Source organism: uncultured Amphritea sp., from assembly GCF_937127095.1.
GTDB lineage: Bacteria > Pseudomonadota > Gammaproteobacteria > Pseudomonadales > Balneatricaceae > Amphritea.
In genome coordinates this window covers 1-21,714 of sequence record NZ_CAKZLP010000040.1, presented here as the reverse complement: position 1 = coordinate 21,714, position 21,714 = coordinate 1, and the positions used below count along the sequence as shown (strand labels likewise).

The 21,714-nt window shown below is 50.3% G+C and carries 22 protein-coding genes; 15 read left to right on the top strand and 7 right to left on the bottom strand.

Annotation, left to right across the window (positions count from 1 at the left end; genetic code table 11):
* The first annotated feature begins 56 nt into the window (after positions 1-56).
* From serC to Q0499_RS08990, 11 genes are all read left to right on the top strand, one after another.
* The gene (serC, locus tag Q0499_RS09040) at positions 57-1,139 is read left to right on the top strand and encodes a 3-phosphoserine/phosphohydroxythreonine transaminase (RefSeq protein ID WP_299198469.1); all 1,083 of its coding nucleotides are present in this window, start codon (positions 57-59) and stop codon (positions 1,137-1,139) included.
* Positions 1,140-1,162: 23 nt separating this feature from the next.
* On the top strand, positions 1,163-2,263 hold the full coding sequence (gene pheA, locus Q0499_RS09035; RefSeq protein WP_299198467.1) for a prephenate dehydratase: 1,101 nt from the start codon (positions 1,163-1,165) through the stop codon (positions 2,261-2,263).
* 15 nt (positions 2,264-2,278) lie between these two features.
* Positions 2,279-3,406, top strand: coding sequence for a histidinol-phosphate transaminase (gene hisC, locus Q0499_RS09030; protein ID WP_299198465.1), 1,128 nt, complete (start codon positions 2,279-2,281; stop codon positions 3,404-3,406).
* The gene (locus Q0499_RS09025) at positions 3,403-5,619 is read left to right on the top strand and encodes a bifunctional prephenate dehydrogenase/3-phosphoshikimate 1-carboxyvinyltransferase (protein ID WP_299198463.1); all 2,217 of its coding nucleotides are present in this window, start codon (positions 3,403-3,405) and stop codon (positions 5,617-5,619) included. Before hisC ends, Q0499_RS09025 begins: the two co-directional genes overlap by 4 nt.
* A 1-nt stretch (position 5,620) precedes the next feature.
* Positions 5,621-6,304, top strand: coding sequence for a (d)CMP kinase (cmk, locus tag Q0499_RS09020; protein ID WP_299198461.1), 684 nt, complete (start codon positions 5,621-5,623; stop codon positions 6,302-6,304).
* Positions 6,305-6,330: 26 nt separating this feature from the next.
* Positions 6,331-8,007 carry a 30S ribosomal protein S1 gene (gene rpsA, locus Q0499_RS09015; protein WP_299198459.1) on the top strand — a complete coding sequence of 559 codons (1,677 nt, stop codon included), beginning with the start codon at positions 6,331-6,333 and terminating at the stop codon, positions 8,005-8,007.
* A gap of 69 nt (positions 8,008-8,076) precedes the next feature.
* A complete protein-coding gene (ihfB, locus tag Q0499_RS09010) occupies positions 8,077-8,376 on the top strand; it encodes an integration host factor subunit beta (RefSeq protein ID WP_299198457.1) in 300 nt (99 codons plus the stop codon).
* A gap of 32 nt (positions 8,377-8,408) precedes the next feature.
* A complete protein-coding gene (locus Q0499_RS09005; RefSeq protein WP_299198454.1) occupies positions 8,409-8,714 on the top strand; it encodes a LapA family protein in 306 nt (101 codons plus the stop codon).
* A 1-nt stretch (position 8,715) separates the two neighbouring features.
* Positions 8,716-9,891, top strand: coding sequence for a lipopolysaccharide assembly protein LapB (lapB, locus tag Q0499_RS09000; protein WP_299198452.1), 1,176 nt, complete (start codon positions 8,716-8,718; stop codon positions 9,889-9,891).
* A 32-nt stretch (positions 9,892-9,923) separates the two neighbouring features.
* Positions 9,924-10,631 carry an orotidine-5'-phosphate decarboxylase gene (gene pyrF / locus Q0499_RS08995; protein ID WP_299198450.1) on the top strand — a complete coding sequence of 236 codons (708 nt, stop codon included), beginning with the start codon at positions 9,924-9,926 and terminating at the stop codon, positions 10,629-10,631.
* Positions 10,632-10,710: 79 nt separating this feature from the next.
* Positions 10,711-10,992: a ComEA family DNA-binding protein gene (locus Q0499_RS08990; protein ID WP_299198448.1), complete on the top strand. Its 282-nt coding sequence runs from the start codon at positions 10,711-10,713 to the stop codon at positions 10,990-10,992.
* 71 nt (positions 10,993-11,063) lie between these two features.
* Here the strand turns inward: Q0499_RS08990 and Q0499_RS08985 are convergent, their stop codons facing one another.
* The 4 genes from Q0499_RS08985 to typA form a co-directional block, all read right to left on the bottom strand.
* The gene (locus tag Q0499_RS08985; RefSeq protein WP_299198446.1) at positions 11,064-11,957 is read right to left on the bottom strand and encodes an AEC family transporter; all 894 of its coding nucleotides are present in this window, start codon (positions 11,955-11,957) and stop codon (positions 11,064-11,066) included.
* 3 nt (positions 11,958-11,960) lie between these two features.
* A complete protein-coding gene (gene dtd / locus Q0499_RS08980; RefSeq protein WP_299198444.1) occupies positions 11,961-12,398 on the bottom strand; it encodes a D-aminoacyl-tRNA deacylase in 438 nt (145 codons plus the stop codon).
* 19 nt (positions 12,399-12,417) lie between these two features.
* On the bottom strand, positions 12,418-13,368 hold the full coding sequence (gene pip, locus Q0499_RS08975; RefSeq protein ID WP_299198441.1) for a prolyl aminopeptidase: 951 nt from the start codon (positions 13,366-13,368) through the stop codon (positions 12,418-12,420).
* Between the two features lie 97 nt (positions 13,369-13,465).
* Complete coding sequence (gene typA / locus Q0499_RS08970) at positions 13,466-15,283, bottom strand: translational GTPase TypA (RefSeq protein ID WP_299198439.1); 1,818 nt, start codon at positions 15,281-15,283, stop codon at positions 13,466-13,468.
* A gap of 438 nt (positions 15,284-15,721) precedes the next feature.
* Here typA and glnA point away from each other — a divergent pair, with 438 nt between their 5' ends.
* The 4 genes from glnA to trmL all read left to right on the top strand — a co-directional run bounded on the left by glnA (position 15,722) and on the right by trmL (position 20,409).
* Positions 15,722-17,125, top strand: a complete 1,404-nt coding sequence (glnA, locus tag Q0499_RS08965; RefSeq protein WP_299198436.1) for a glutamate--ammonia ligase — start codon at positions 15,722-15,724, stop codon at positions 17,123-17,125.
* Between the two features lie 275 nt (positions 17,126-17,400).
* Positions 17,401-18,465 (top strand): nitrogen regulation protein NR(II), encoded by a 1,065-nt coding sequence (gene glnL, locus Q0499_RS08960; RefSeq protein ID WP_299198434.1) that lies wholly within the window; start codon positions 17,401-17,403, stop codon positions 18,463-18,465.
* Positions 18,465-19,889 carry a nitrogen regulation protein NR(I) gene (gene glnG, locus Q0499_RS08955; RefSeq protein WP_299198609.1) on the top strand — a complete coding sequence of 475 codons (1,425 nt, stop codon included), beginning with the start codon at positions 18,465-18,467 and terminating at the stop codon, positions 19,887-19,889. Before glnL ends, glnG begins: the two co-directional genes overlap by 1 nt.
* Before the next feature lie 55 nt (positions 19,890-19,944).
* Positions 19,945-20,409 (top strand): tRNA (uridine(34)/cytosine(34)/5-carboxymethylaminomethyluridine(34)-2'-O)-methyltransferase TrmL, encoded by a 465-nt coding sequence (gene trmL / locus Q0499_RS08950; protein WP_299198432.1) that lies wholly within the window; start codon positions 19,945-19,947, stop codon positions 20,407-20,409.
* 92 nt (positions 20,410-20,501) lie between these two features.
* Here the strand turns inward: trmL and secB are convergent, their stop codons facing one another.
* The 3 genes from secB to Q0499_RS08935 form a co-directional block, all read right to left on the bottom strand.
* Complete coding sequence (gene secB, locus Q0499_RS08945; RefSeq protein ID WP_299198429.1) at positions 20,502-20,984, bottom strand: protein-export chaperone SecB; 483 nt, start codon at positions 20,982-20,984, stop codon at positions 20,502-20,504.
* A gap of 26 nt (positions 20,985-21,010) precedes the next feature.
* A complete protein-coding gene (gene grxC, locus Q0499_RS08940) occupies positions 21,011-21,265 on the bottom strand; it encodes a glutaredoxin 3 (protein ID WP_299198427.1) in 255 nt (84 codons plus the stop codon).
* 2 nt (positions 21,266-21,267) lie between these two features.
* On the bottom strand, positions 21,268-21,714 hold a 447-nt coding region (locus Q0499_RS08935; protein WP_363317784.1), incomplete at its 5' end, for a rhodanese-like domain-containing protein.

Below are 21,714 nucleotides of genomic sequence, written 5' to 3'. Positions count from 1 at the left end.
TTATCGACGATCTTTTTTAAAACCCTTTTTACGAACTTTGTAGCAGATCTATCAAAATGACACGTAATTATAATTTCAGTGCGGGTCCTTCTGCACTGCCTGAAGAGGTCCTCAAACTGGCTCAGGAAGAGCTTCTTGACTGGCATGGTCTTGGACTTTCCATCATGGAGATGAGTCACCGAAGCGATGAGTTCGTTGCTGTTGCAGCTGAAGCTGAACAGGATCTGCGCGACCTGATGAATATCCCGGATAACTATAAGGTTCTGTTTATGCAGGGTGGTGCGAGCAGCCAGTTCAGCATGATCCCGATGAACCTGCTGCGGGGTAAAACCACTGCTGACTATATCAATACCGGTGACTGGTCGATCAAAGCGATTAAAGAGGCATCCCGTTACTGTGACGTAAATGTAGTTGCTACGGCAGAAGGCAATAACTTTACCAGTGCTCCGGCGCAAGATGAGCTGAAGCTCAATCCGGATGCTGCCTATGTCCATTACACGCCTAACGAAACCATTCGGGGTGTCGAGTTTGATTATATCCCTGAGACTGGTGGTGTGCCGCTGGTAGCCGATATGTCATCCAATATTTTGTCACGTCCCATTGATGTCAGCCGTTTTGGTATGATCTATGCGGGAGCACAGAAAAATATCGGACCTGCGGGTCTGACCGTGGTGATCATCCGTGACGACCTGCTGGGGGATACTCTGCCATTAACACCGGCGCTGTATGATTATAAAGTCAACGCTGATGCCGACTCTATGCTGAATACGCCGCCAACATTTGGCTGGTATCTGGCGGGGCTGGTGTTTAAGTGGCTTAAAGCTCAGGGCGGTGTTGAAGCGATCGCTGAGCTTAACCGTCGTAAAGCGGAGAAGCTCTATGCGGCGATCGACAGTAATCCATTCTATTCCAACCCGGTGGCGATCAATGCGCGCTCCTGGATGAATGTTCCTTTTATTCTTGCTAATGCTGATCTGGATAAGCAGTTTCTTCTGGAAGCCGAGCAGCAGGGCTTACTCAATCTTCCCGGACACCGTTCAGTCGGCGGCATGCGCGCGAGTATCTATAATGCCGTATCTGAAGAGGGTGTGGATGCGCTGATCGCCTTTATGCAGGACTTTTCGCAGCGTCACGCCTAAGCCCGATAGCAGAGGACGGAAGGATGAGTGATCAGGAATCAGAACTGAAACTAGTGCGCGATCAGATCGACTCGATCGATAAGCAGATTCATCGATTGCTTAACGATCGTGCCCGCTGCGCGCAGAATGTAGCTGAGATCAAGCAGAAGTATCAGGGCGCGCAGGAGGCGGTTTTCTATCGCCCTGAACGGGAAGCGCAGGTGCTGCGCCGGGTTATGGAACGCAATGAAGGGCCACTTGCTGATCTTGAGGTAGCCCGGCTATTCCGTGAAATTATGTCAGTCTGTCTGGCACTGGAAAAACCGATGCATGTGGCTTTTCTCGGCCCTGAGGGGACGTTTACCCAGCAGGCTGCCAGCAAACATTTTGGCCACTCCGCCCACTGCATTCCGTTTAACAGCAATGATGAGGTGTTTCGTGAAGTCGAGGCCGGTGGTGCGCACTATGGTGTGGTGCCGATCGAAAACTCTTCCGAGGGGATGGTTACCCATACGCTGGATCTGTTTAAGCGCTTTAATCTTAAAATCTGCGGTGAGGTGGGTCTGCGTATCCATCATCATGTGTTGCGCTCAGGCGATGAAGGGCTGGAAAATATCGCCCGTATCTACCTGCCACAACAGACGCTCTCGCAGTGCCGCAGCTGGCTGGACACCCATTTTCTCTCAGCCGAACGTATCCTTGTAAACAGTAACGCTGAAGCGGCCCGAATGGCAATTAAACAAGGGCCTTCGGCGGTGGCGATTGCCAGTGATCTGGTGGCTGATCTGTATCAGCTGAATGTCGTTGCCCGGAATATTGATGACCAGTCTGATAACAGTACCCGCTATCTGATTATTGGTGATCAGGAGGTGGGGGAAAGCGGCCATGATAAAACCTCTATTCTGGTGACGGTCAAAGATAAGGCAGGGGCATTGTATGAACTGCTGGAACATTTTCATAAACATAAGATCAGTCTGACCGGTATTGAAACCCGTCCCGCAAGCACCGAGAATTCGCATTCAATGTTTTACATCGATTTTGAAGGGCATGCGGCGAATCAGCATATACAGGGCGTACTGCAGGAACTGCAGTCTGATACTGTGGAACTAAAACTGTTGGGATCATACCCGGTAGCAGTACTCTGATCTGGAGCAAAATGAATGGCATGTGATTTCTATCAGTTAGCAACGCCCGGAGTCCAGGGGCTTCATCCCTATCAGCCGGGTAAGCCGGTAGAGGAGCTGGAACGCGAGCTGGGCATCAAAAACAGTATTAAACTGGCCAGTAATGAAAACCCGCAGGGCCCGAGTCCGGTTGCTATAGCCGCGATTCAGGCGGCCCTGGGTGAGAGTTGTCGCTATCCTGATGCCAGTGGTTTTAAGTTGAAACAGGCGTTGTCAGATCACTATGGCATCAGTGTGAATACTATTACCCTGGGTAATGGCTCAAATGATGTTCTTGATTTGATTGGCCGGACATTTCTGCTGCCGGGTGATGAGGTTATCTACTCAGAGTACTCCTTTGTTGTCTATATGCTGGTGGCTCAGTCAACCGGCGCCCGTGCAGTGGTTGTTCCGGCACGGGACTGGGGCCATGATCTTGATGCGATGGCTGCGGCGGTGACCGATAAAACCCGGGTTATCTTTCTGGCTAATCCGAATAATCCGACCGGCACCTGGTTTAGCGATCAGGCGATGCGGGCATTTATGGCGAAAGTGCCTGAGAATGTTATCGTTGTGCTTGATGAGGCCTATCTGGAATATGTTTCAGAACCTGAATACATGTCGGGTCTGGCGTTACAAAACGAATATCCAAATCTGGTGGTTGCCCGTACCTTTTCTAAAGCGTTTGGTCTGGCCGCTTTGCGTATCGGTTATGCGGTGGCTGCTCCGGCGATCACTGATCTGCTGAATCGTGTACGTCAGCCTTTCAATGTCAATATCCCTGCACTTGAGGCAGCCGCCGCCGTGCTCAGCGATAGCGAGTATCTGCAGCGTAGTGTTGAACAGAATCGTACCGGTATGCAGCAGCTGGAGCAGGGGTTTGCCCAGCTGGGACTTGGCTGGATACCCTCTGTGGGGAACTTTATTACCGTCGATTGTGGCTGTGACGCAGCGCCGTTGTATGCCGGATTACTGCAGGAAGGGGTGATCGTCAGACCGGTTGCTAACTATCAGATGCCCAATCATCTGCGGGTAACAATCGGCTTGCCAGACGAAAATAACCGGTTTCTGGCCGCTTTCGCCAGGGTATTGAAGCAGCAGTCAGGAAAGGCAGATACACTGTGAGATGTTTGACTGAACGGGTTCTGGTTATTGGTTTAGGACTGATAGGTGGTTCTCTGGCAAGTGCTCTGCGTGCGCGAAGCATCTGTCGCACGGTGATCGGCTTCGATCGCGACAAAGATGAGCTGGAGACAGCGCTGCGTCTCGGTATTATTGAGGAAGCGGCGACAGACCTTCTCGAGGCAGCTGCCCGGGCGGATGTCATTGTGCTGGCGGTGCCGGTAAAAGCGATTGAGTCTGTGTTGGCAGAAATCTTGCCGGTTTTACGCCCCGACACTATTCTTACAGATGTGGGTAGCGTTAAAGGTAACGTTGTCCGATCAGCCATTGCCCTGTTTGGTTGTACACCCAAACGCTTTATTCCCGGACACCCGATCGCAGGGTCTGAGAAGAGTGGTGTGGCGGCGGCAGATGCAACACTGTTTGAACATCATAAAGTGATCATTACGCCGCTGCCTGAAAGTGACCCTGCTGCGGTCACACTGATCGCCCGGATGTGGCAGTCAGTGGGTGCTCAGGTGTTGCAGATGGATGTTGATCGGCATGACGAGGTGCTGGCGGCGACCAGCCATCTGCCCCACTTACTGGCGTTTTCTCTGGTGGATACGCTGGCGCAGGAACAGGATTGTAATGATATTTTCCGCTATGCCGCGGGAGGCTTCAGGGACTTTACCCGTGTCGCCGCCAGTGATCCGACGATGTGGCATGACATCGGTTTGGCAAACAAGCAGGCGATCCTGCAAAAGATTGATGAATTTACATCAGGTGTTAATCGGCTGCGTACAGCGATTGAATCTGAAGACAGCCTTGCAATGCTGGGTATTTTTACCCGGGCCAAGGCCGCACGTGAACACTTTTCTAAAATTTTATCGGGCTCAGCGTACTCGCAAAATAATATGATGATAAAAGACACTACATTCTATGCACAACCCGGTGGTCAGGTACAGGGCACTATTCGGGCTCCTGGCGATAAATCTATCTCACACCGCTCCATTATGCTGGGATCTCTGGCTGATGGTATCACCGAGATTACTGGCTTTCTTGAAGGCGAAGACAGTCTGGCGACCTTGCAGGCGTTTCGCGATATGGGGGTTGTTATTGAAGGCCCGCATCAGGGCGCAGTCAAAATCTATGGTGTCGGTATTAACGGCTTACGTCAGCCACCGGGGCCTATTTATGTGGGTAACTCCGGTACCACTATCCGTTTGATGTCCGGTTTGCTGGCCGGTCAGTCATTTGATTCTGAACTGAGTGGTGATGCTTCCCTCAGCAAGCGTCCAATGGAGCGGGTGGCTAAGCCTCTGCGTCTGATGGGTGCAGATGTACAAACCGGCGAAAATGGCTGTCCTCCGGTGAAGATCAAAGGCGGACAGACCCTGAAAGGGATCAATTATGAGATGCCGATGGCGAGTGCGCAGGTGAAATCCTGCGTGATGCTGGCCGGGCTGTATGCCGAAGGCGAAACCACTGTTATTGAACCGGCACCGACGCGAGATCATACCGAACGTATGTTACGTGGGTTTGGTTATTCTGTGGATGTTGCAGGTAATAAAGTGTCACTGTCCGGTGGAGGTTCTTTGACCGCGACTAAGATCGATGTGCCTGCGGATATCTCATCCTCAACCTTCTTTATGGTTGCAGCAGCCATCTGTCCTGATTCCGATATCACCCTTGAGCATGTCGGCATTAATCCGACGCGTATCGGCGTTATTAATATTCTGCGGGCGATGGGCAGTAACCTTGAGCTGTTGAACGAACGGGAAGTCGGTGGAGAACCGGTGGCTGATATCCGTATCCGTTATGCCCCGCTGAAAGGTATCCGCATCCCTGAAGACCAGGTACCCCTGGCGATAGATGAGTTTCCCGCATTGTTTATCGCAGCAGTTTGTGCCGAGGGTGAAACAGTCCTCACCGGTGCTGAAGAACTGCGGGTAAAAGAGAGTGATCGTATTCAGGCGATGGTAGACGGGTTGAAAATCCTCGGTGCTGACATCGAAGGTACACCGGACGGTGCTATGATTCGTGGCAGTGAGATGGGTGGCGGTGTGATTGAAAGCCATGATGACCACCGTATAGCGATGGCATTTACCATTGCATCGCTGCGGGCTACCGGCAATATTGAAATACGCGAATGTGCCAATGTTGCCACTTCATTTCCAAACTTTGTTGAGTTGGCTCAGCAGGTAGGTATCCGGGTTCGCAAAGAGGAGAAGTAACATGGGACATTTCCCGGTTATTGCAATTGATGGTCCTGGCGGATCAGGGAAAGGCACTATCTGCAGCCTGTTGGCTCGTGAGTTGGGTTGGAATTTACTCGATAGTGGTGCTTTGTATCGGTTAGTAGGCCTGGCTGCACGGCATCACGGTGTGGCACTGGATGATGAAAGTGCATTGGTGGTGCTGGCGGCACATCTGGATGTTCAGTTCGAAACGTCTGCTAATCATCATGAGGTTTCCATTGTTCTGGAGGGCGAAGATGTAACCACTATTATTCGCACAGAAGAGTGCGGCTCTGATGCGTCTGTTATCGCGGCGATTGGTTCGGTCAGGGATGCGCTGCTTGAGCGCCAGCGGGCCTTTGTGTCCGAGCCGGGCCTGATTGCGGATGGTCGTGACATGGGGACGGTAGTGTTCCCGGAAGCGCCTTTGAAAATATATTTAACGGCAAGTGCTGAAGAACGGGCAAACCGCCGTTATAACCAGTTGATAAATAAGGGGCTCGGTGCTAGTCTTCAGGCAATATTGGAGGATATTCAGGTACGGGACGCGCGCGATATGAATCGTGAAGTAGCGCCTCTCAAGCCTGCAAAAGACGCTATCTGCCTTGATACGACTCATCTTAGTATTGAGGAGGTATTAGCATCTGTGCTGGATCAGGCGAGACATAAGGGTCTGCGTTAACGGCAAAAAAATGAGGTTTAGCCGGTATGAATGAGAGTTTTGCTGAGCTGTTTGAAGAGAGCCTGAAAGAGCTGGATATGCAACCAGGCTCTATTGTGACGGGTACTGTTGTCGCGGTTGATGGCGATTTTGTCATTGTTAATGCCGGACTGAAGTCGGAGGGAGTCATCCCTCGAAGTCAGTTTCTCGATGATGAGGGCAAACTGAGCATCGCTGTTGGTGATCAGGTAAAAGTTGCCCTGGTGTCTCTCGAAGATGGTTCTGGTGAAACTCAGCTCTCCCGTGAAAAGGCGAAACGTGCTGAATCCTGGGGTGTGCTTGAAAAAGCGATTGAAAATGACGAGATTATTACCGGACGTATCACCGGTAAGGTTCGCGGTGGTTTCACCGTTGATGTTAACTCTATCAGTGCCTTCCTGCCGGGTTCTCTTGTTGATATCCGCCCCCTGCGTGACACCTCTCATTTAGAAAACAAAGAGCTTGAATTTAAGCTGGTTAAGCTGGATGCCAAACGAAACAACATCGTAGTCTCCCGGCGAGCAGTCCTGGAAACCGCATACAATGCAGAGCGGGATAAATTGCTGGCAACCCTTAATGAGGGAATGACGGTTAAGGGGATTGTGAAAAATCTCACCGACTATGGTGCATTTATCGATCTGGGTGGCGTGGATGGCTTGCTGCATATTACCGATATCGCCTGGAAACGCGTCAAACATCCGAGTGAAATGCTGACGATCGGCGATGAGATCGATGTTAAAGTGTTGCGCTATGACCGTGAAAAGAGTCGCGTCTCTCTGGGTATGAAGCAACTTACACCTGATCCCTGGGATGAGTTCAAGACAGCTCATCCGGTCGGTACCAAAGTATCCGCTAAGGTCACTAACATTGCCGATTACGGTTGTTTTGCCGAGATTCAGGTGGGTATCGAGGGGCTGGTTCATGTATCTGAGATGGACTGGACCAACAAGAATGTTCACCCTTCAAAAGTAGTACAGCTGGGTGAGCAGGTCGAGGTGATGATCCTTGATATTGATGAACAGCGCAGGCGTATATCACTGGGTATGAAACAGTGTCAGGCTAATCCCTGGGATGCTTTTGCAGAACGCTATACTAAAGGCACAGAGATCACCGGCGTGATCAAGTCGATTACCGATTTTGGTGTATTTATCGGCCTGGATGGCGGTATTGATGGTCTGGTGCATCTGTCTGACCTGTCCTGGGATCAGGAAGGTGAAGAGGCGGTTAAAGCCTATAGTAAAGGTGATACTGTCAGTGCCGTAGTTCTGGCGGTTGATTCTGAGCGGGAGCGTATCTCACTGGGTATTAAGCAGTTAGGCAGTGATCCTTTTTCTGAGTATACCGCTGCGAATGCCAAAGGCGCGGTTGTTCAGGGTAAAATTACACAGGTTGAGCCGAAACAGTTAGTGGTTGGCCTGGCTGAGGGTGTCGAGGGCACGGTTAAAGTGCAGGAAGCATCATTTGAACGGATCGACGATCTGACCCATGTATTTACTGTCGGAGCGGATATTGAGGTGATGCTGGTTAATATTGACCGGCGCACCCGAACGATTACGCTGTCGGTGAAGCAGGTCGAAAAGCGGCAGGAAAAACAGGCGCTGGATGCGATTAAGCATCAGCAGGTTGAGTCTGAGGGGCCGACGACTATCGGAGACCTGATCAGAGCTCAACTGGAAAAGAAATAGCAACGGATATACATAATTTCTGATGAGAGGTGTGGTAAATACCAGACCATCAAATATCAGGGGGTGAGCATGACTAAGTCTGAACTGATCGAGCGTTTGATTGACCAGAATGAACAGCTTTCAATTAAAGATGTAGAGCTGGCAGTTAAAACAATGCTGGACCATATGACTGAGTCTCTCGCTCAGGGCGATCGTATCGAAATCAGAGGGTTTGGTAGTTTCAGCCTTCATTTTCGTTCGCCACGTGTGGGGCGTAATCCAAAAACCGGTGATTCAGTATCGCTGGAAGCTAAATATGTACCACATTTTAAACCAGGTAAGGAACTGCGTGAGCAGGTAAATGACAGTCTTAAAAACGGACGGTCTTAAGATAAGGGATTGATTAAATCTAGGGGTTAATGATGCGTTGGTTAAAAACGCTGCTTGTGCTGGCGCTGTGTATCATCTTTTTGTTCTGTGGCTGGACCTTTGCCACGCTGAATACCGAGATGGTTAGCATTAATATGTTTTTCTTTACGCTGCCCGAAGCCAGTCTGTCGATCTGGTTGATGGCCAGCTTTGTCGTCGGTGGTATTGCGGGAGTTCTGGTTAGCAGTATGTTTGTGATGCTGTTAAAGCTTAAACTTAAGGCGGCGAAGCGGAAGATTAGTTCTGCTGACAGGGAGCTTGATCAGCTGCGTACTGCATCCTTGAAACGCACTTCCTGAAATGAATGACTATCTGTTCATTATCCCGCTATTTATGGCGGTCGCTATCGGCTGGCTGCTGGGGCGTCGCCAGCGGGATAATAATTCACCTCTGCCAACCTCGCTTCAACAGGAGTATTTTCGCGGTCTTGATTACCTTCTGAGTGAAAAAACCGATGAAGCGATTGAGAGCTTTATTCGCGCACTCGAAATAAATTCCGATACTATTCCTGCTCATCTCGCGCTGGCGAAGCTGTTTCGTAAGAAAGGTGATGTCGAGCGTGCCATTCAGATCCATCAGAATCTGTTAGCCCGCTCAGACCTTTGCCGTGATGATTTCATGCGTATTCAGATGGCGCTGGCACGGGATTACTTCGCGGTGGGGCTGTTTGATCGCGCCGAAAACCTGCTGTTGGAGATTCGGGCGCAGCGTCCCGGTGCAGAAACCCATCAGAAAGTTGTTGCTCTGTTGATAAAACTCTATGAAAAAGAGAAGGAGTGGGGGCAGGCGATTGAGGTGGCTAAGCAGCAGAGCGCCGCTGAGTTAGAAGGGCTGGAGGTAGAGCTGAGCCACTATTGCTGTGAGTTGGCAGAGGGTTATATTGCTCAGCAACGTTATCGCCATGCTACCGGTAAGCTGAATACCGCTTTGAATTTTGATAAAGGCTGTGTCCGCGCCAGTCTGCTATTGGCAGATATCGCCATTCAGCAGGAGAACTGGAAAGGTGCGATTAGTGAACTGAAGCGGATTGCTACCCAAGATCCACAGTTTTTATCTGAAACCATCAAGCGTCTGCAGCGTTGCTATGCTGAGCTGAAACAGCTGGCTGATTTCGAGCGTCTGATGAAGCAGTGGTTGAATAAGTATCCGTCAACCAGCGTAATGCTTGCTCTGGCTGGCAGGATACTGGAACAGCAGGGGGCCTACCCTGCGGGTGCGTTTATTACTGACCAGCTGAAGCATCGCCCCTCTGTTAAGGGGTTTAACCGTTTGATTGATCTGTATATTGCGCACGCGTCAAAAGGGGCCAATGAAAGCCTGATGGTGTTGCGCGGCCTGACGGGGCAGCTGGAATTGAGTAAGCCGGTATATAATTGTCAGCGATGTGGTTTTTCAGGGAAGTCGCTGCACTGGCAATGTCCCTCCTGTCAGAGTTGGGGGACGACTAAACCGATCCAGGGACTTGAGGGTGAGTAGTCCGGATCTGAATCTGTATGAGATGTAAGCGAATGAATGAAACAAAACCCGTTATTGTTGCGCTGGACTACCCGGACCAGATATCTGCCCTGAAGATTGCTGAACAACTGGATCCGGAAAAATGCCGCGTTAAGGTCGGTAAAGAGCTGTTTACCCGTGCCGGTCCGGCCGTTGTTGAAGCGCTGCACCGCAGAGGCTTTGATGTCTTTCTTGATCTCAAATTTCATGATATCCCCAATACCACCGCTAAAGCGGTCAGAGCCGCTGCTGAGATGGGTGTATGGATGGTAAATGTGCATGCTTCCGGTGGTCGTCGGATGATGGAAGCTGCCCGTAATGAACTCGATCAGGTGAACGGTGCGCAGACATTGTTAATCGCGGTGACTGTGCTTACCAGTATGGAGCAACAGGATCTGGCGGATATCGGTCTGGATATCGAACCGCTTGAGCAGGTTAAACGCCTTGCATTGCTGACTCAGAACAGCGGTCTCGATGGTGTGGTTTGCTCCGCGCAGGAGGTAAAAACGCTGCGACAGATCATTTCTCCGACGTTTCAGCTGGTGACGCCGGGAATTCGCCCTGCGTATGCTGAGGTGGGTGATCAGAAGCGGATTATGACACCCGCTGAGGCGATTAGCGCTGGTAGTACTCATCTGGTGATCGGTCGACCGATCACGCAGGCTGAAGTGCCGGTCGAGGCGTTACGTCGAATTGAGCAGGAGATTCTTGCAGCACGTTAGTTGTCACATTTTTGTCATGTGCTATTACTATAAAGCCGGTGTCTACCGGCTTTATAGTCTCTAACAAAAGGAAATAGCTATGAAATGGACTTTGTGTTTTAAATCGATGTTACTGCTACTTTGTCTGAGTTTACCGTTGGGGGCTTATGCAGAGCCGATGGTGAATATCAATACGGCAACTGCTGATCAACTGGTCGAGGTATTACAGGGGGTAGGGCCGGCAAAGGCGAAAGCGATAGTCGAATACCGTGAAACAAACGGGCCGTTCAAAACAGTGGATGAACTGGCTAACGTGAAGGGTATCGGTAGTGCTACCGTGGCTAAAAACCTGCAGAGTATTATGGTTGAAGACCCGCAGTAAGATTTAGGCACTTATTGTTGTTGCTGTGAAAGAAAGTTTTAGTTGTAGAGGCTGCCGTAAGGCAGCCTTTTTTATAACACGAATACCAGGGTGAGCGGAATAAAGATCAGTGAACCCATATTACCCAACAGCACAATCGAAGCGACCTGTTTTGGCTCCTGATTATATTGTTCAGCTACGATGTAGTTGAGTACCGCAGGTGGCAGTGCGCCGAAGATGATCAGATAGGCAAACTGCTCTGCTTCCAGGTGCAGTAGTTGCTGCACGGCAAAAGCAATCAGAATGCCGATAGCCGGGCTGATAATGGCTCCGGTGACGCCTATCCTCCAGGCACTGAAGTCAACGGTGATCAGCCTGACTCCCAGCGTAAAGAGCAGCAGAGGGATGGAGATCTGTCCCAGCATATCCAGCGAGGTTGAGATAGATGCCGGCATAGGCAGGCTCAAACTACTCCAGAGCAGGCCTGCAATGGTGGCGATAATAATCGGCATACGCAACAGTCGCCAGGGCTTGGTGCGATGGTCCATCATGTAGATGCCCAGGGTAAAGTGCAGGGTCATCTCAACAATAAACAGCATAATCGCTGCTGGCAGTGCCTGCTCGCCAAACGCCAGTATGATCAATGGCAGGCCAAGGTTGCCGCTGTTGCTGAACATCATGGGTGGTAAAAAGGTTTTAGGGTTTACTTTGAGTATTTTGCAGAGGGGCCAGATCAGTAGTCCGGACCCTAGAATAACAATCGCAGCACCTGCTGCCAGTGCTTGGTATTTCACCAGATCAAAGGATTTATCTGACAGCACGAAGAAGATCAGTGCTGGCACAAAGATATCCATATTCAGCTGGTTCGCCAGTGACATGTCTGGTTTTTTATAGCGGCCATAAACATAGCCACATAACACTATCGCAAACAGCGGAAACACGGTCAGAAAGATACGTTCAGCAAGTGCCAGGGTTGTAGTGTCCATTGATCAGACTTCCAGTAGAAAGGTTACAGGGCCATCGTTAATAAGGCTGACCTGCATATCGGCTCCAAAACTGCCGGTAGCAATGTCAGGGTGTTGCGCCTGTGCCTGATGAACAAAATAATCGTACAGCGCTTCGCCCTGCTCAGGTGACGCGCCTTTGGAAAAACCGGGGCGCAGTCCCTTGGCGGTATCGGCTACCAGAGTGAACTGGGATACGATCAGCAGGCCGCCTTGTCGCTGTTGCAGATTGAGGTTCATCCTGCCTTCGTTATCGGCAAAAATGCGGTAATTCAGAACTTTCTGTAGAAGTTTGTCGGCGCTGGCTTCGGTGTCATTTTTTTCGATACCCAGCAGAAGTAGTATTCCCGGGCCTATAGTGCTGTGGCGTTTATCGGCAATATCAACTGATGCGGACCGGACCCGCTGAATAAGTGCTTTCAACTCTGTTCCTTATTATTATTCAGGCTTTTGACAGCGCAAACTGATTGGTAGCTTTGATCAGGTTGTCGGTATTACCTGGTTCCAATGCGCTGTGGCCGGCATCTCTGACGATATGCAGCTCAGCCAGGGGTAGCACATCATGCAGTGCGAATGCCTGTTCAATCGGGCAAACGACATCATAGCGTCCGTGCACAATGACGGTGGGTATGTGCTGAATCTTACCAGCATCCCAGATAATCTGATCCGGCTCGATAAAGGCTTTATTGATGAAGTAGTGCGCCTCTATCCGGGCCATTGCCAGAGCGATATGCGGGTCGCTAAAGTGATCGACGAGATCGCTATTGGGGTCCAGGGTAGAGCAGCGGCCCTCCCAGACTGACCAGGCTTTAGCGGCAGACATGCGCGCGATTTCGTTGTCGGATGTCAGGCGTTTATAGTAGGCCTGCAGCATCTCGCTGCGTTCCTGTAGAGGAATAACCTTCTGATACTCTTTCCAGTAGTCGGGAAAAATAGCGCTGGCACCTTCCTGATAGAACCAGTGAATATCACGGTCCCGACAGAGAAATATACCCCGCAGAATCATCCCTGAAACCCGCTCAGGAAAGCTTTCGGCGTAGAGCAGGCTCAGTGTGGAGCCCCATGAACCACCAAACAGCAGCCATTCATCGATATGCAGGTGCTCGCGGATCTTTTCAATATCGCTGATCAGGTGAGCGGTGGTGTTGTCTTTCAGCTCTGCATGGGGGGTTGAGAGCCCGCAGCCGCGTTGGTCAAACAGGATGATGCGGTATTTTTCGGGGTCAAAGAAACAGCGATTAAAGCTGCTGGTGCCGCCGCCGGGGCCGCCATGAATGAATAGAACAGGAATGCCCTGAGCGTTGCCACTCTCTTCAATATAGAGGGTATGCAGATCATCAACAGCAAGGTGATGCTGTTTATAGGGGTGTATATCAGGAAAAAGGGTGTTCATATAGGTGTCCTTGTCAGTCTGGCAGACACCGGGAGTATAGCCCGGAACAGCGGTTGCTGTCCGGGCTATTTGCGTGCAGATTTAAATGCTAAAGCACTTATTTACCAGAACGGGAATAACGTTTACGCTCGTTCTCGCTCAGTAACTTCTTACGGATGCGGATAGAGAGAGGTGTTACTTCTACCAGCTCGTCATCTTCGATGAAGTCCAGAGCCTGTTCCAGTGTGAAGCGAATCGGAGGCGTCAGCTGGATGTTTTCATCGGTACCGGATGCACGCACGTTGGTCAGCTGCTTACCTTTGATCGGGTTAACGGCCAGGTCGTTGCTGCGGCTGTGAATGCCCAGAATCATGCCTTCATAGACTTCGATGTTAGGCTCGACACACAGGCGACCACGCTCCTGCAGGTTCCACAGAGAGTATCCCAGTGCTTTACCGGTCACCATTGATACCAGTACACCGTTGTTACGGCTGATCACTTCACCCTCTTTAACCACACCGTAGTGGTCAAATACAGAGGTCATGATGCCGGTACCGGAGGTCATGGTCAGGAACTGTGAACGGAAACCGATCAGACCACGGGAAGGGATCAGGAAGGTCAGGCGTATACGCCCTTTACCATCCACTTCCATATTGGTCATGTCCGCTTTGCGCTTGCCCAGCTCTTCAATGATGTTGCCCTGGTGCTGCTCTTCTACGTCGATCATAACGATTTCGAAAGGCTCGTGAGTTTTACCGTCAACTTCTTTCTGAATTACTTCAGGACGGGAAACCCCCAGCTCAAAACCTTCACGACGCATCGATTCGATCAGCACTGACAGGTGAAGCTCACCACGGCCAGAAACCTTAAATTTCTCAGGGGACTCGCCCTGTTGAACGCGCAGTGCTACGTTGTGAATCAGTTCGCGATCCAGACGGTCTTTGATGTTACGACTGGTGACAAACTTACCATCCTGACCGGCAAATGGTGAATCGTTAACCTGGAAAGTCATCGATACGGTAGGCTCATCGACAGACAGGGGCGGCAATGCTTCAACAGCAGACGGATCACACAGCGTATCGGAGATATTCAGTGCGTCGATACCGGTAACGCAGATGATGTCGCCTGCCTGAGCCGCTTCAACATCAACGCGGTCCAGACCCATATAACCCATGATTTTCTGCACTTTACCGTTGCGGACCTTACCTTCGCGGTCGATGATCTTAATCACATGGTTAAGTCGCACGGTGCCGCGGGAAACCCGACCTACACCGATAACACCTACATAGCTGTTATAGTCCAGTGCCGAGATCTGCATCTGGAACGGGCCTACAGTATCAACCTGTGGCGGGTTTACATGTTTGACAATCGCTTCGAACAGAGGCGTCATATCATCGGCCAGTTCATCTGGCTCATTGCCGGCAACACCGTTGAGTGCCGAAGCGTAGATGATCGGGAAGTCCAGCTGCTCGTCGGTAGCGCCGAGGCTGTCAAACAGATCGAATACCTGATCGATAACATAATCCGGACGTGATCCAGGACGGTCAACTTTGTTGACGACTACGATTGGACGCAGACCCTGCTCAAAGGCTTTTTGTGTCACAAAACGGGTTTGTGGCATCGGGCCGTCAACGGCATCAACCAGCAAGCAGACGCAGTCAACCATCGACAGCACCCGTTCAACTTCACCACCGAAGTCAGCGTGTCCGGGGGTATCAACAATGTTGATATGGTATTCATTCCATTTGATGGCAGTGTTTTTTGCCAGAATGGTAATACCCCGCTCTTTTTCCTGGTCGTTCGAATCCATGATTCGTTCGGTGCCTTCGTCACGACGGCCAAGCGTACCGGACTGTGATAGAAGTTTATCAACCAGGGTGGTTTTACCATGGTCTACGTGGGCAATGATGGCGATGTTTCTTAAGTTTTCGATCACGTCTGGGGACCTGTGCAGACAAATTTAGAAGCGCACATTATACATAAGATATACCGCGGCTGCGTCTTTCTTATGTGCTGAATGATAAAAATAGTTTTTTTTTCCGAATTGTTGATCTGTTTTAGAAGATAAGTACTATAGGTTCGAGTATTATGAAGGCACCTTTTTGAGGCAGTGAGGGTTAAGGCAAACTGGAAAAATGCAAGATGCACTAGAATGGTTCATTATTTGTCTGTTCGCCCTGTTTTGGTTCAATATTCATGGGTTGGCTTGTCTCAAATTTGATCAGAACCACGCTAGGCCGCGTATTTTCGGTGCTTGTGCCAACTGGCATAGCCCTTGCTGATTTTAAGGCGATATAAACCTGACCGGTTTGACTATATCAGTCATAAGGGATCGGTCGGGCGTCTGGCAATATAATCTAGTGGAGAAAGTCACATGTCAGAGACTCTGAATCTGATCAAAGAGCATGATGTTAAGTGGGTTGATATGCGTTTCACCGATACTCACGGTAAAGAACAGCACGTTACTATCCCGGTTACCGAAATAAGTGAAGACTTCTTCGAAGAAGGCAAGATGTTTGATGGTTCGTCAATCGCTGGCTGGAAGGGTATTAACGAGTCCGACATGATCCTGCAGCCAGACGATTCGGCTTCTGTAATGGATCCATTCACTGAAGATTCAACTATTATTGTACGCTGTAATATCGTTGAGCCTACCACCGGTCAAGGTTATGAGCGTGATCCACGTTCCGTTGCCAAGCGCGCTGAAGCGTACCTCAAGTCTACTGGCATTGCCGATTCTGCTATGTTTGGTCCAGAGCCTGAGTTCTTCATTTTTGATGAAGTTAAATGGCATGCTGATATCAGCGGTTGCGGTTACTCAATCGGTTCTGAAGAAGCGTCATGGTCGACTAATAATAGCTATGAAGGTGGTAACACCGGTCACCGTCCACGTGTTAAGGGTGGTTACTTCCCGGTTCCTCCAGTCGACTCTCTGCATGATCTGCGTGCGGCTATGTGTGATGCAATGTCGGCGATGGGTCTGACTATCGAAGTACATCACCACGAAGTTGCAACGGCTGGTCAGTGTGAGATCGGTGTGGGCCCGAACACACTGACAGCTAAAGCTGACGAAGTTCAGATTCTGAAATACTGTGTACATAACGTTGCTCACGCTTACGGTAAAACGGCAACTTTTATGCCTAAACCGCTGGTAGGTGATAACGGTTCCGGTATGCACGTGCATCAGTCTCTGTCTAAAGATGGTGTAAATATCTTCCACGGCGATGCCTATGCAGGACTGAGTGAAACTGCGCTGTTCTATATTGGCGGTATCATCAAGCACGCGAAAGCCCTGAATGCACTGACTAACGCTTCTACCAACGCATACAAGCGTCTGGTTCCAGGCTTTGAAGCGCCTGTTATGCTGGCATACTCTGCCCGTAACCGTTCCGCGTCTATCCGTATCCCATACGTGACTAATCCTAAAGCGTACCGTATCGAGACTCGCTTCCCGGATCCTTCTGCTAACCCTTACCTGTGCTTTGCTGCGCTGATGATGGCTGGCCTCGATGGTATCCAGAACAAGATTCACCCTGGTGATCCGGCAGATAAAGATCTGTATGACCTGCCTGCAGAAGAAGCACTGGCTATCCCAACGGTTGCGGCTTCTCTGGAAGAGGCACTGGATGCGCTGGATAACGATCGTGAATTCCTGACTGCTGGCGGTGTATTTACCGACGACATGATTGACGCGTATATCGGTCTGAAGAAGGAAGAGTGTCTGAAAGTAAGTCAGACAACTCACCCGATTGAGTTTGATCTGTACTACTCTGTTTAATCCACTCTGGATTAACTAAAACAAGCCTCCTTCGGGAGGCTTTTTTTATTCCTCGTATTTGGTAGGCTTTTGATTGCACTAAGTTGGTGCGTATGATTTTATTGTTGTGGATTCTCGGATGGCTTGAATTGCGCCAGAGTGACTGAAAATCCCCGAATCTGTGCTTATTTTATTCTGTGCACTGAGTTGGTTTGCTTTTTGCTAACATCTTTATAGCAACCTTGTACGTTAAGTTAAACGTAATCATGGTCCGTTTCTGAGGCAGAACATCAAAGATGAAAACACCCGATCTGCATAAACATATATTAGACAACCTGTCTACTGCGGCCCTGCTGGTCGATAGTGAGCTGCAGCTGGTGTATATGAATCCGTCTGCTGAGATGTTGCTGGAGGCCAGTGCCCGGCGTTTGTGTCAGTTGCCGTTTCATGACTGGTTTCTGGTGGATGATGATCACAACGCGCTAACCGGCGCGCTGGAGAATGGCCACCCGTTTACTAAACGGGAGGCAAAGCTGACAACGCTGGCGGGGCGGGAGATCACCATTGATTATAGTGTCAATCCTATGCCACAGAAATATGGTCGGCTGGTGTTGATTGAACTGACGCCCAGGGACCGATTGATTCGGATCTCCCGTGAAGAGGAGTTGCTGAGTAATCATGAAACCGTGATCTCACTGGTCAGGGGGCTGGCTCATGAGATTAAAAATCCGCTGGGTGGGTTGCGGGGCGCTGCACAGTTGCTTGAGCGTGAACTGGCCGATGAGTCGTTGCACGATTATACCCGGGTGATCATCGAAGAAGCCGATCGCTTAAGAAATCTGGTCGACCGGATGTTAGGGCCGCATAAAATGCCGCGTATGGAAGAGGTAAATATTCATTCCATACTTGAGCATGTGAGCAGTCTGGTTATTGCTGAGTTCGGCAGTCTGGTTCATGTACAACGGGATTATGACCCAAGCTTGCCTGAGTTTATGGGTGACCGGGAACAGTTGATACAGGCGGTGCTGAATATTGTACGTAACGGTATGCAGGCACTGCAGGAATCAGAAACGGAAGAACCGCGCATTCTGTTACGTACCCGTGTGGTGCGTAACCTGACACTGGGCGCGGAGATGCATCGGCTGGTTTGTTGTGTCGAGATAACGGATAACGGGCCGGGTATACCGGAAGATCTTTTACAGAAAATTTTCTATCCGATGGTGAGTGGCAGGGCTGTCGGAACGGGCCTTGGATTGTCTATTGCACAATCTGTATTGGCACAGCACCGGGGGCTGATCGAGTGTCGTAGTGTCCCCGGAGAGACTTGCTTTCAATTATTAATACCTCTGGAGCTACAATGATGACTAATGCTGCATCTGTATGGATTGTAGATGATGACCGTTCAATTCGCTGGGTGATGGATAAAGCTCTTTCCAGTGAAGGGGTCAGAGTCACACTATTTGAAAGCGGCGATAGCATGTTGCAGCAACTTTCGCGGGAGGTTCCTGATGTCGTTGTGAGTGATATCCGGATGCCGGGTATTAACGGACTGGATCTGCTTGAGCGGGTGAATACCGAACATCCCGAACTGCCAATAATTATTATGACCGCTCATTCAGACCTTGATAGTGCGGTGGCCTCTTATAAAGGCGGGGCATTTGAGTATCTGCCTAAGCCTTTTGATATTGATGAAGCTGCAGCGCTGGTTTTGCGTGCAGTGGAACACTCCCGTGAACAGCAACAGCAGCGGGGTGTCGAACCAGAAGCGCAAACTGAAATTATCGGTGAAGCTCCGGCAATGCAGGAAGTGTTCCGGGCTATCGGGCGCTTGTCACAATCCAATATCACAGTGCTGATCAATGGTGAATCCGGTACCGGTAAAGAGTTGGTGGCTAATGCGCTGCATCAGCATAGTCCGCGCTCATCTAAGCCGTTTATTCCTTTGAATATGGCGGCTATCCCTAAAGATCTGATTGAGTCAGAGCTGTTTGGTCATGAAAAGGGTGCGTTTACCGGTGCTGCCTCCGCTCGTCCTGGACGTTTTGAACAAGCGGATGGTGGTACGCTGTTTCTCGATGAGATCGGGGATATGCCTGCAGATACCCAGACGCGATTATTGCGGGTACTGGCAGAAGGAGAGTTCTATCGTGTCGGCGGTCATACATCCGTTAAAGTGGATGTGCGGATTATTGCCGCGACGCATCAGGACCTTGAAAAGCTGGTGCAGGAGGGGCGTTTTCGGGAAGATCTTTTCCATCGTCTGAACGTTATCCGTATTCATATTCCAAAGCTTGCAGAACGTCGGGAAGATATTCCCCGGCTGACGCGCCATTTTCTGCAAAGCTCTGCCGAAGAGCTGAGTGTAGAATCAAAACTGCTGCACCCGGAGACCGAGAAGTTTTTGAGCACGCTACCCTGGCCCGGCAATGTGCGGCAGTTAGAGAATACCTGTCGATGGCTAACCGTTATGGCGTCTGGTCGAGAGGTGTTGGTCGGTGATCTGCCTCCGGAGCTGCTGGATCAGACAGGTGATGAACAGGTCGTCACCTCTAACTGGGAGAAGGCGTTACGCAACTGGGCGGAGAAACAGTTGCAGCAGGGGTCGACATCTATTTTAGATACGGCTGTACCGGCGTTTGAAAAAATAATGATCGAAGCGGCGCTGAAGCAAACGGCGGGTCGGCGTCGGGACGCCTCGCTGCTGCTGGGTTGGGGACGTAATACCCTGACGCGCAAGATCAAAGAGCTGGGTATGGATGATGTGCCTGAGTTTGTAGAAGAGTAATCTTACGATAGTTTCAGCTATAATCCCTGCCTCGTTGAGAGTCAGGGATTTTTTTATGCTTCATGTTGTGCTTTACCAGCCGGAGATACCGCCAAACACCGGTAACATTATCCGCCTGTGTGCGAATACCGGGTTTCAGTTACATCTTATCGAGCCGCTGGGATTTGATTTTGATGATAAAAAACTGCGTCGTGCCGGGCTCGATTATCATGAGTTCGCCCGGGTAAAGCGTTATGCGGATCTTGCCAGTTGTCTTTCAGAGCTTGCATCGGGAACTGTATGGGCGCTGACAACTAAAGGCAGTCAGTGTTATGCCAATGCGGCCTTTGCAGCAGGAGATGTGCTGCTGTTTGGCCCGGAAACACGAGGTTTGCCAACAGAGGTTCTGGATAGCCTGCCTGCGGTGCAGCGTCTCAGGTTGCCGATGAATGCCGACAGCCGTAGTCTGAACCTGTCAAATACGGTTGCGGTGGTGGTCTATGAAGCCTGGCGACAGTTGGGGTTCGGTGGCAATACCTGAGCAGCTGATCGCAAACAGCAGCATCGTTCGAGAACGCATAAAAAATCCGATGACATCGCTGTTATCGGATTTTTAATTGGACGCTAGTGAACTTAATGCTGTGGCGCTTCTTCAGCCGCTGCTGCAGCCTGCTGTTGCATCTGTTGAGCGTATAATGCATCGAAGTTGACCGGTGACAGCATCAGGGCGGGGAAGCTTCCCTTGTTGACCATGTTGTCGATCGCTTCCCGTGCATAGGGGAACAAAATGCTCGGGCAGAACGCGCCCAGAGTATGGTGCAGTTCAGCATCGGCTAGGCCGGTGATGGTAAAGATGCCCGCTTGCTGTACTTCAACCAGGAAGGCGGTATCGCTATCGTTTTTAGCGGTAACAGTAAGTGTCAGAACCACTTCAAAAACGCCTTTATCTAGCGTGGTGGTTGCTGTATTCATATCCAGGTTGATCTCTGGCTGCCACTGCTTTGTGAAGATCTTAGGTGAATTAGGTGCTTCAAAAGAGGAGTCTTTAATATAAACACGCTGAATAGCAAACTGAGGAGCCTGTTGTTCCTGAGTGTTCTGTTCGTTCTCTGCCATGGTCCTGTTTTCCTGTAAATAATGAGTTAACCGGCCAGTAACGGATCAAGCTTTCCCTGTTGTTCCAGGGCAAAAAGATCGTCACAACCGCCGACATGAAGTTGGTCGATAAATATCTGAGGCACGGAAGTCCGGCCGCTGCGTTTGTTCATCTCCTGGCGGGCGCCAGAAACTTTTTCGACATCTATTTCTGTATAGCGGGCACCTTTATGATCCAGCAGCATCTTTGCCCTGCGGCAAAAGGGGCACCAGCTATTGCTGTATAGGGTGATTTCCGCCATGACTATTTAATCACCGGCAGGCTTTGGGCTTTCCATTCGGTCATGCCGCCTGACAGGCGCACAACGTTTTCAAAACCCGCAGTTTTGAGCTTTTTGCTAACCGCACCGGCAGTCTGGCCAATATTACAGACAACGATAATCGGCTTCTGTTTATGTTTGGCCAGCTCACTCATCCGTTTATCCAGTTCAGTTACCGGAATATGGATTGCATCGGTGATGTGGCCGGTGGTGAACTCTTTTTTAGGTCTGATATCCAGAATCACCGCGTTATCTTTATTGATCAGTCGGGTAGCTTCATGGGTGCCTACGGACTTTCCTGCTTTATTCTGTTCAGTCCACAGCAGCATTGCCAGGGTTAAGCCCCAGGCTGCTACCAGCATAATATTGTTAGTGATGAATTCGAGCAGTTGTTCCATTCTCTGTATCCGGCCAGTTGCGAAGTCGCTGAA

Bases quoted from the DNA above. Each gene is read 5' to 3' on its own strand.
- secB (WP_299198429.1), bottom strand. From the start codon at position 20,984: ATGGCAGAGAACGAACAGAACACTCAGGAACAACAGGCTCCTCAGTTT.
- cmk (WP_299198461.1), top strand. From the start codon at position 5,621: ATGGGACATTTCCCGGTTATTGCAATTGATGGTCCTGGCGGATCAGGG.
- pip (WP_299198441.1), bottom strand. From the start codon at position 13,368: ATGAACACCCTTTTTCCTGATATACACCCCTATAAACAGCATCACCTT.
- trmL (WP_299198432.1), top strand. From the start codon at position 19,945: ATGCTTCATGTTGTGCTTTACCAGCCGGAGATACCGCCAAACACCGGT.
- serC (WP_299198469.1), top strand. From the start codon at position 57: ATGACACGTAATTATAATTTCAGTGCGGGTCCTTCTGCACTGCCTGAA.
- ihfB (WP_299198457.1), top strand. From the start codon at position 8,077: ATGACTAAGTCTGAACTGATCGAGCGTTTGATTGACCAGAATGAACAG.
- glnL (WP_299198434.1), top strand. From the start codon at position 17,401: ATGAAAACACCCGATCTGCATAAACATATATTAGACAACCTGTCTACT.
- lapB (WP_299198452.1), top strand. From the start codon at position 8,716: ATGAATGACTATCTGTTCATTATCCCGCTATTTATGGCGGTCGCTATC.
- rpsA (WP_299198459.1), top strand. From the start codon at position 6,331: ATGAATGAGAGTTTTGCTGAGCTGTTTGAAGAGAGCCTGAAAGAGCTG.
- pheA (WP_299198467.1), top strand. From the start codon at position 1,163: ATGAGTGATCAGGAATCAGAACTGAAACTAGTGCGCGATCAGATCGAC.
- glnA (WP_299198436.1), top strand. From the start codon at position 15,722: ATGTCAGAGACTCTGAATCTGATCAAAGAGCATGATGTTAAGTGGGTT.
- Q0499_RS09005 (WP_299198454.1), top strand. From the start codon at position 8,409: ATGCGTTGGTTAAAAACGCTGCTTGTGCTGGCGCTGTGTATCATCTTT.
- glnG (WP_299198609.1), top strand. From the start codon at position 18,465: ATGACTAATGCTGCATCTGTATGGATTGTAGATGATGACCGTTCAATT.
- hisC (WP_299198465.1), top strand. From the start codon at position 2,279: ATGGCATGTGATTTCTATCAGTTAGCAACGCCCGGAGTCCAGGGGCTT.
- pyrF (WP_299198450.1), top strand. From the start codon at position 9,924: ATGAATGAAACAAAACCCGTTATTGTTGCGCTGGACTACCCGGACCAG.
- Q0499_RS08990 (WP_299198448.1), top strand. From the start codon at position 10,711: ATGAAATGGACTTTGTGTTTTAAATCGATGTTACTGCTACTTTGTCTG.
- Q0499_RS08985 (WP_299198446.1), bottom strand. From the start codon at position 11,957: ATGGACACTACAACCCTGGCACTTGCTGAACGTATCTTTCTGACCGTG.
- grxC (WP_299198427.1), bottom strand. From the start codon at position 21,265: ATGGCGGAAATCACCCTATACAGCAATAGCTGGTGCCCCTTTTGCCGC.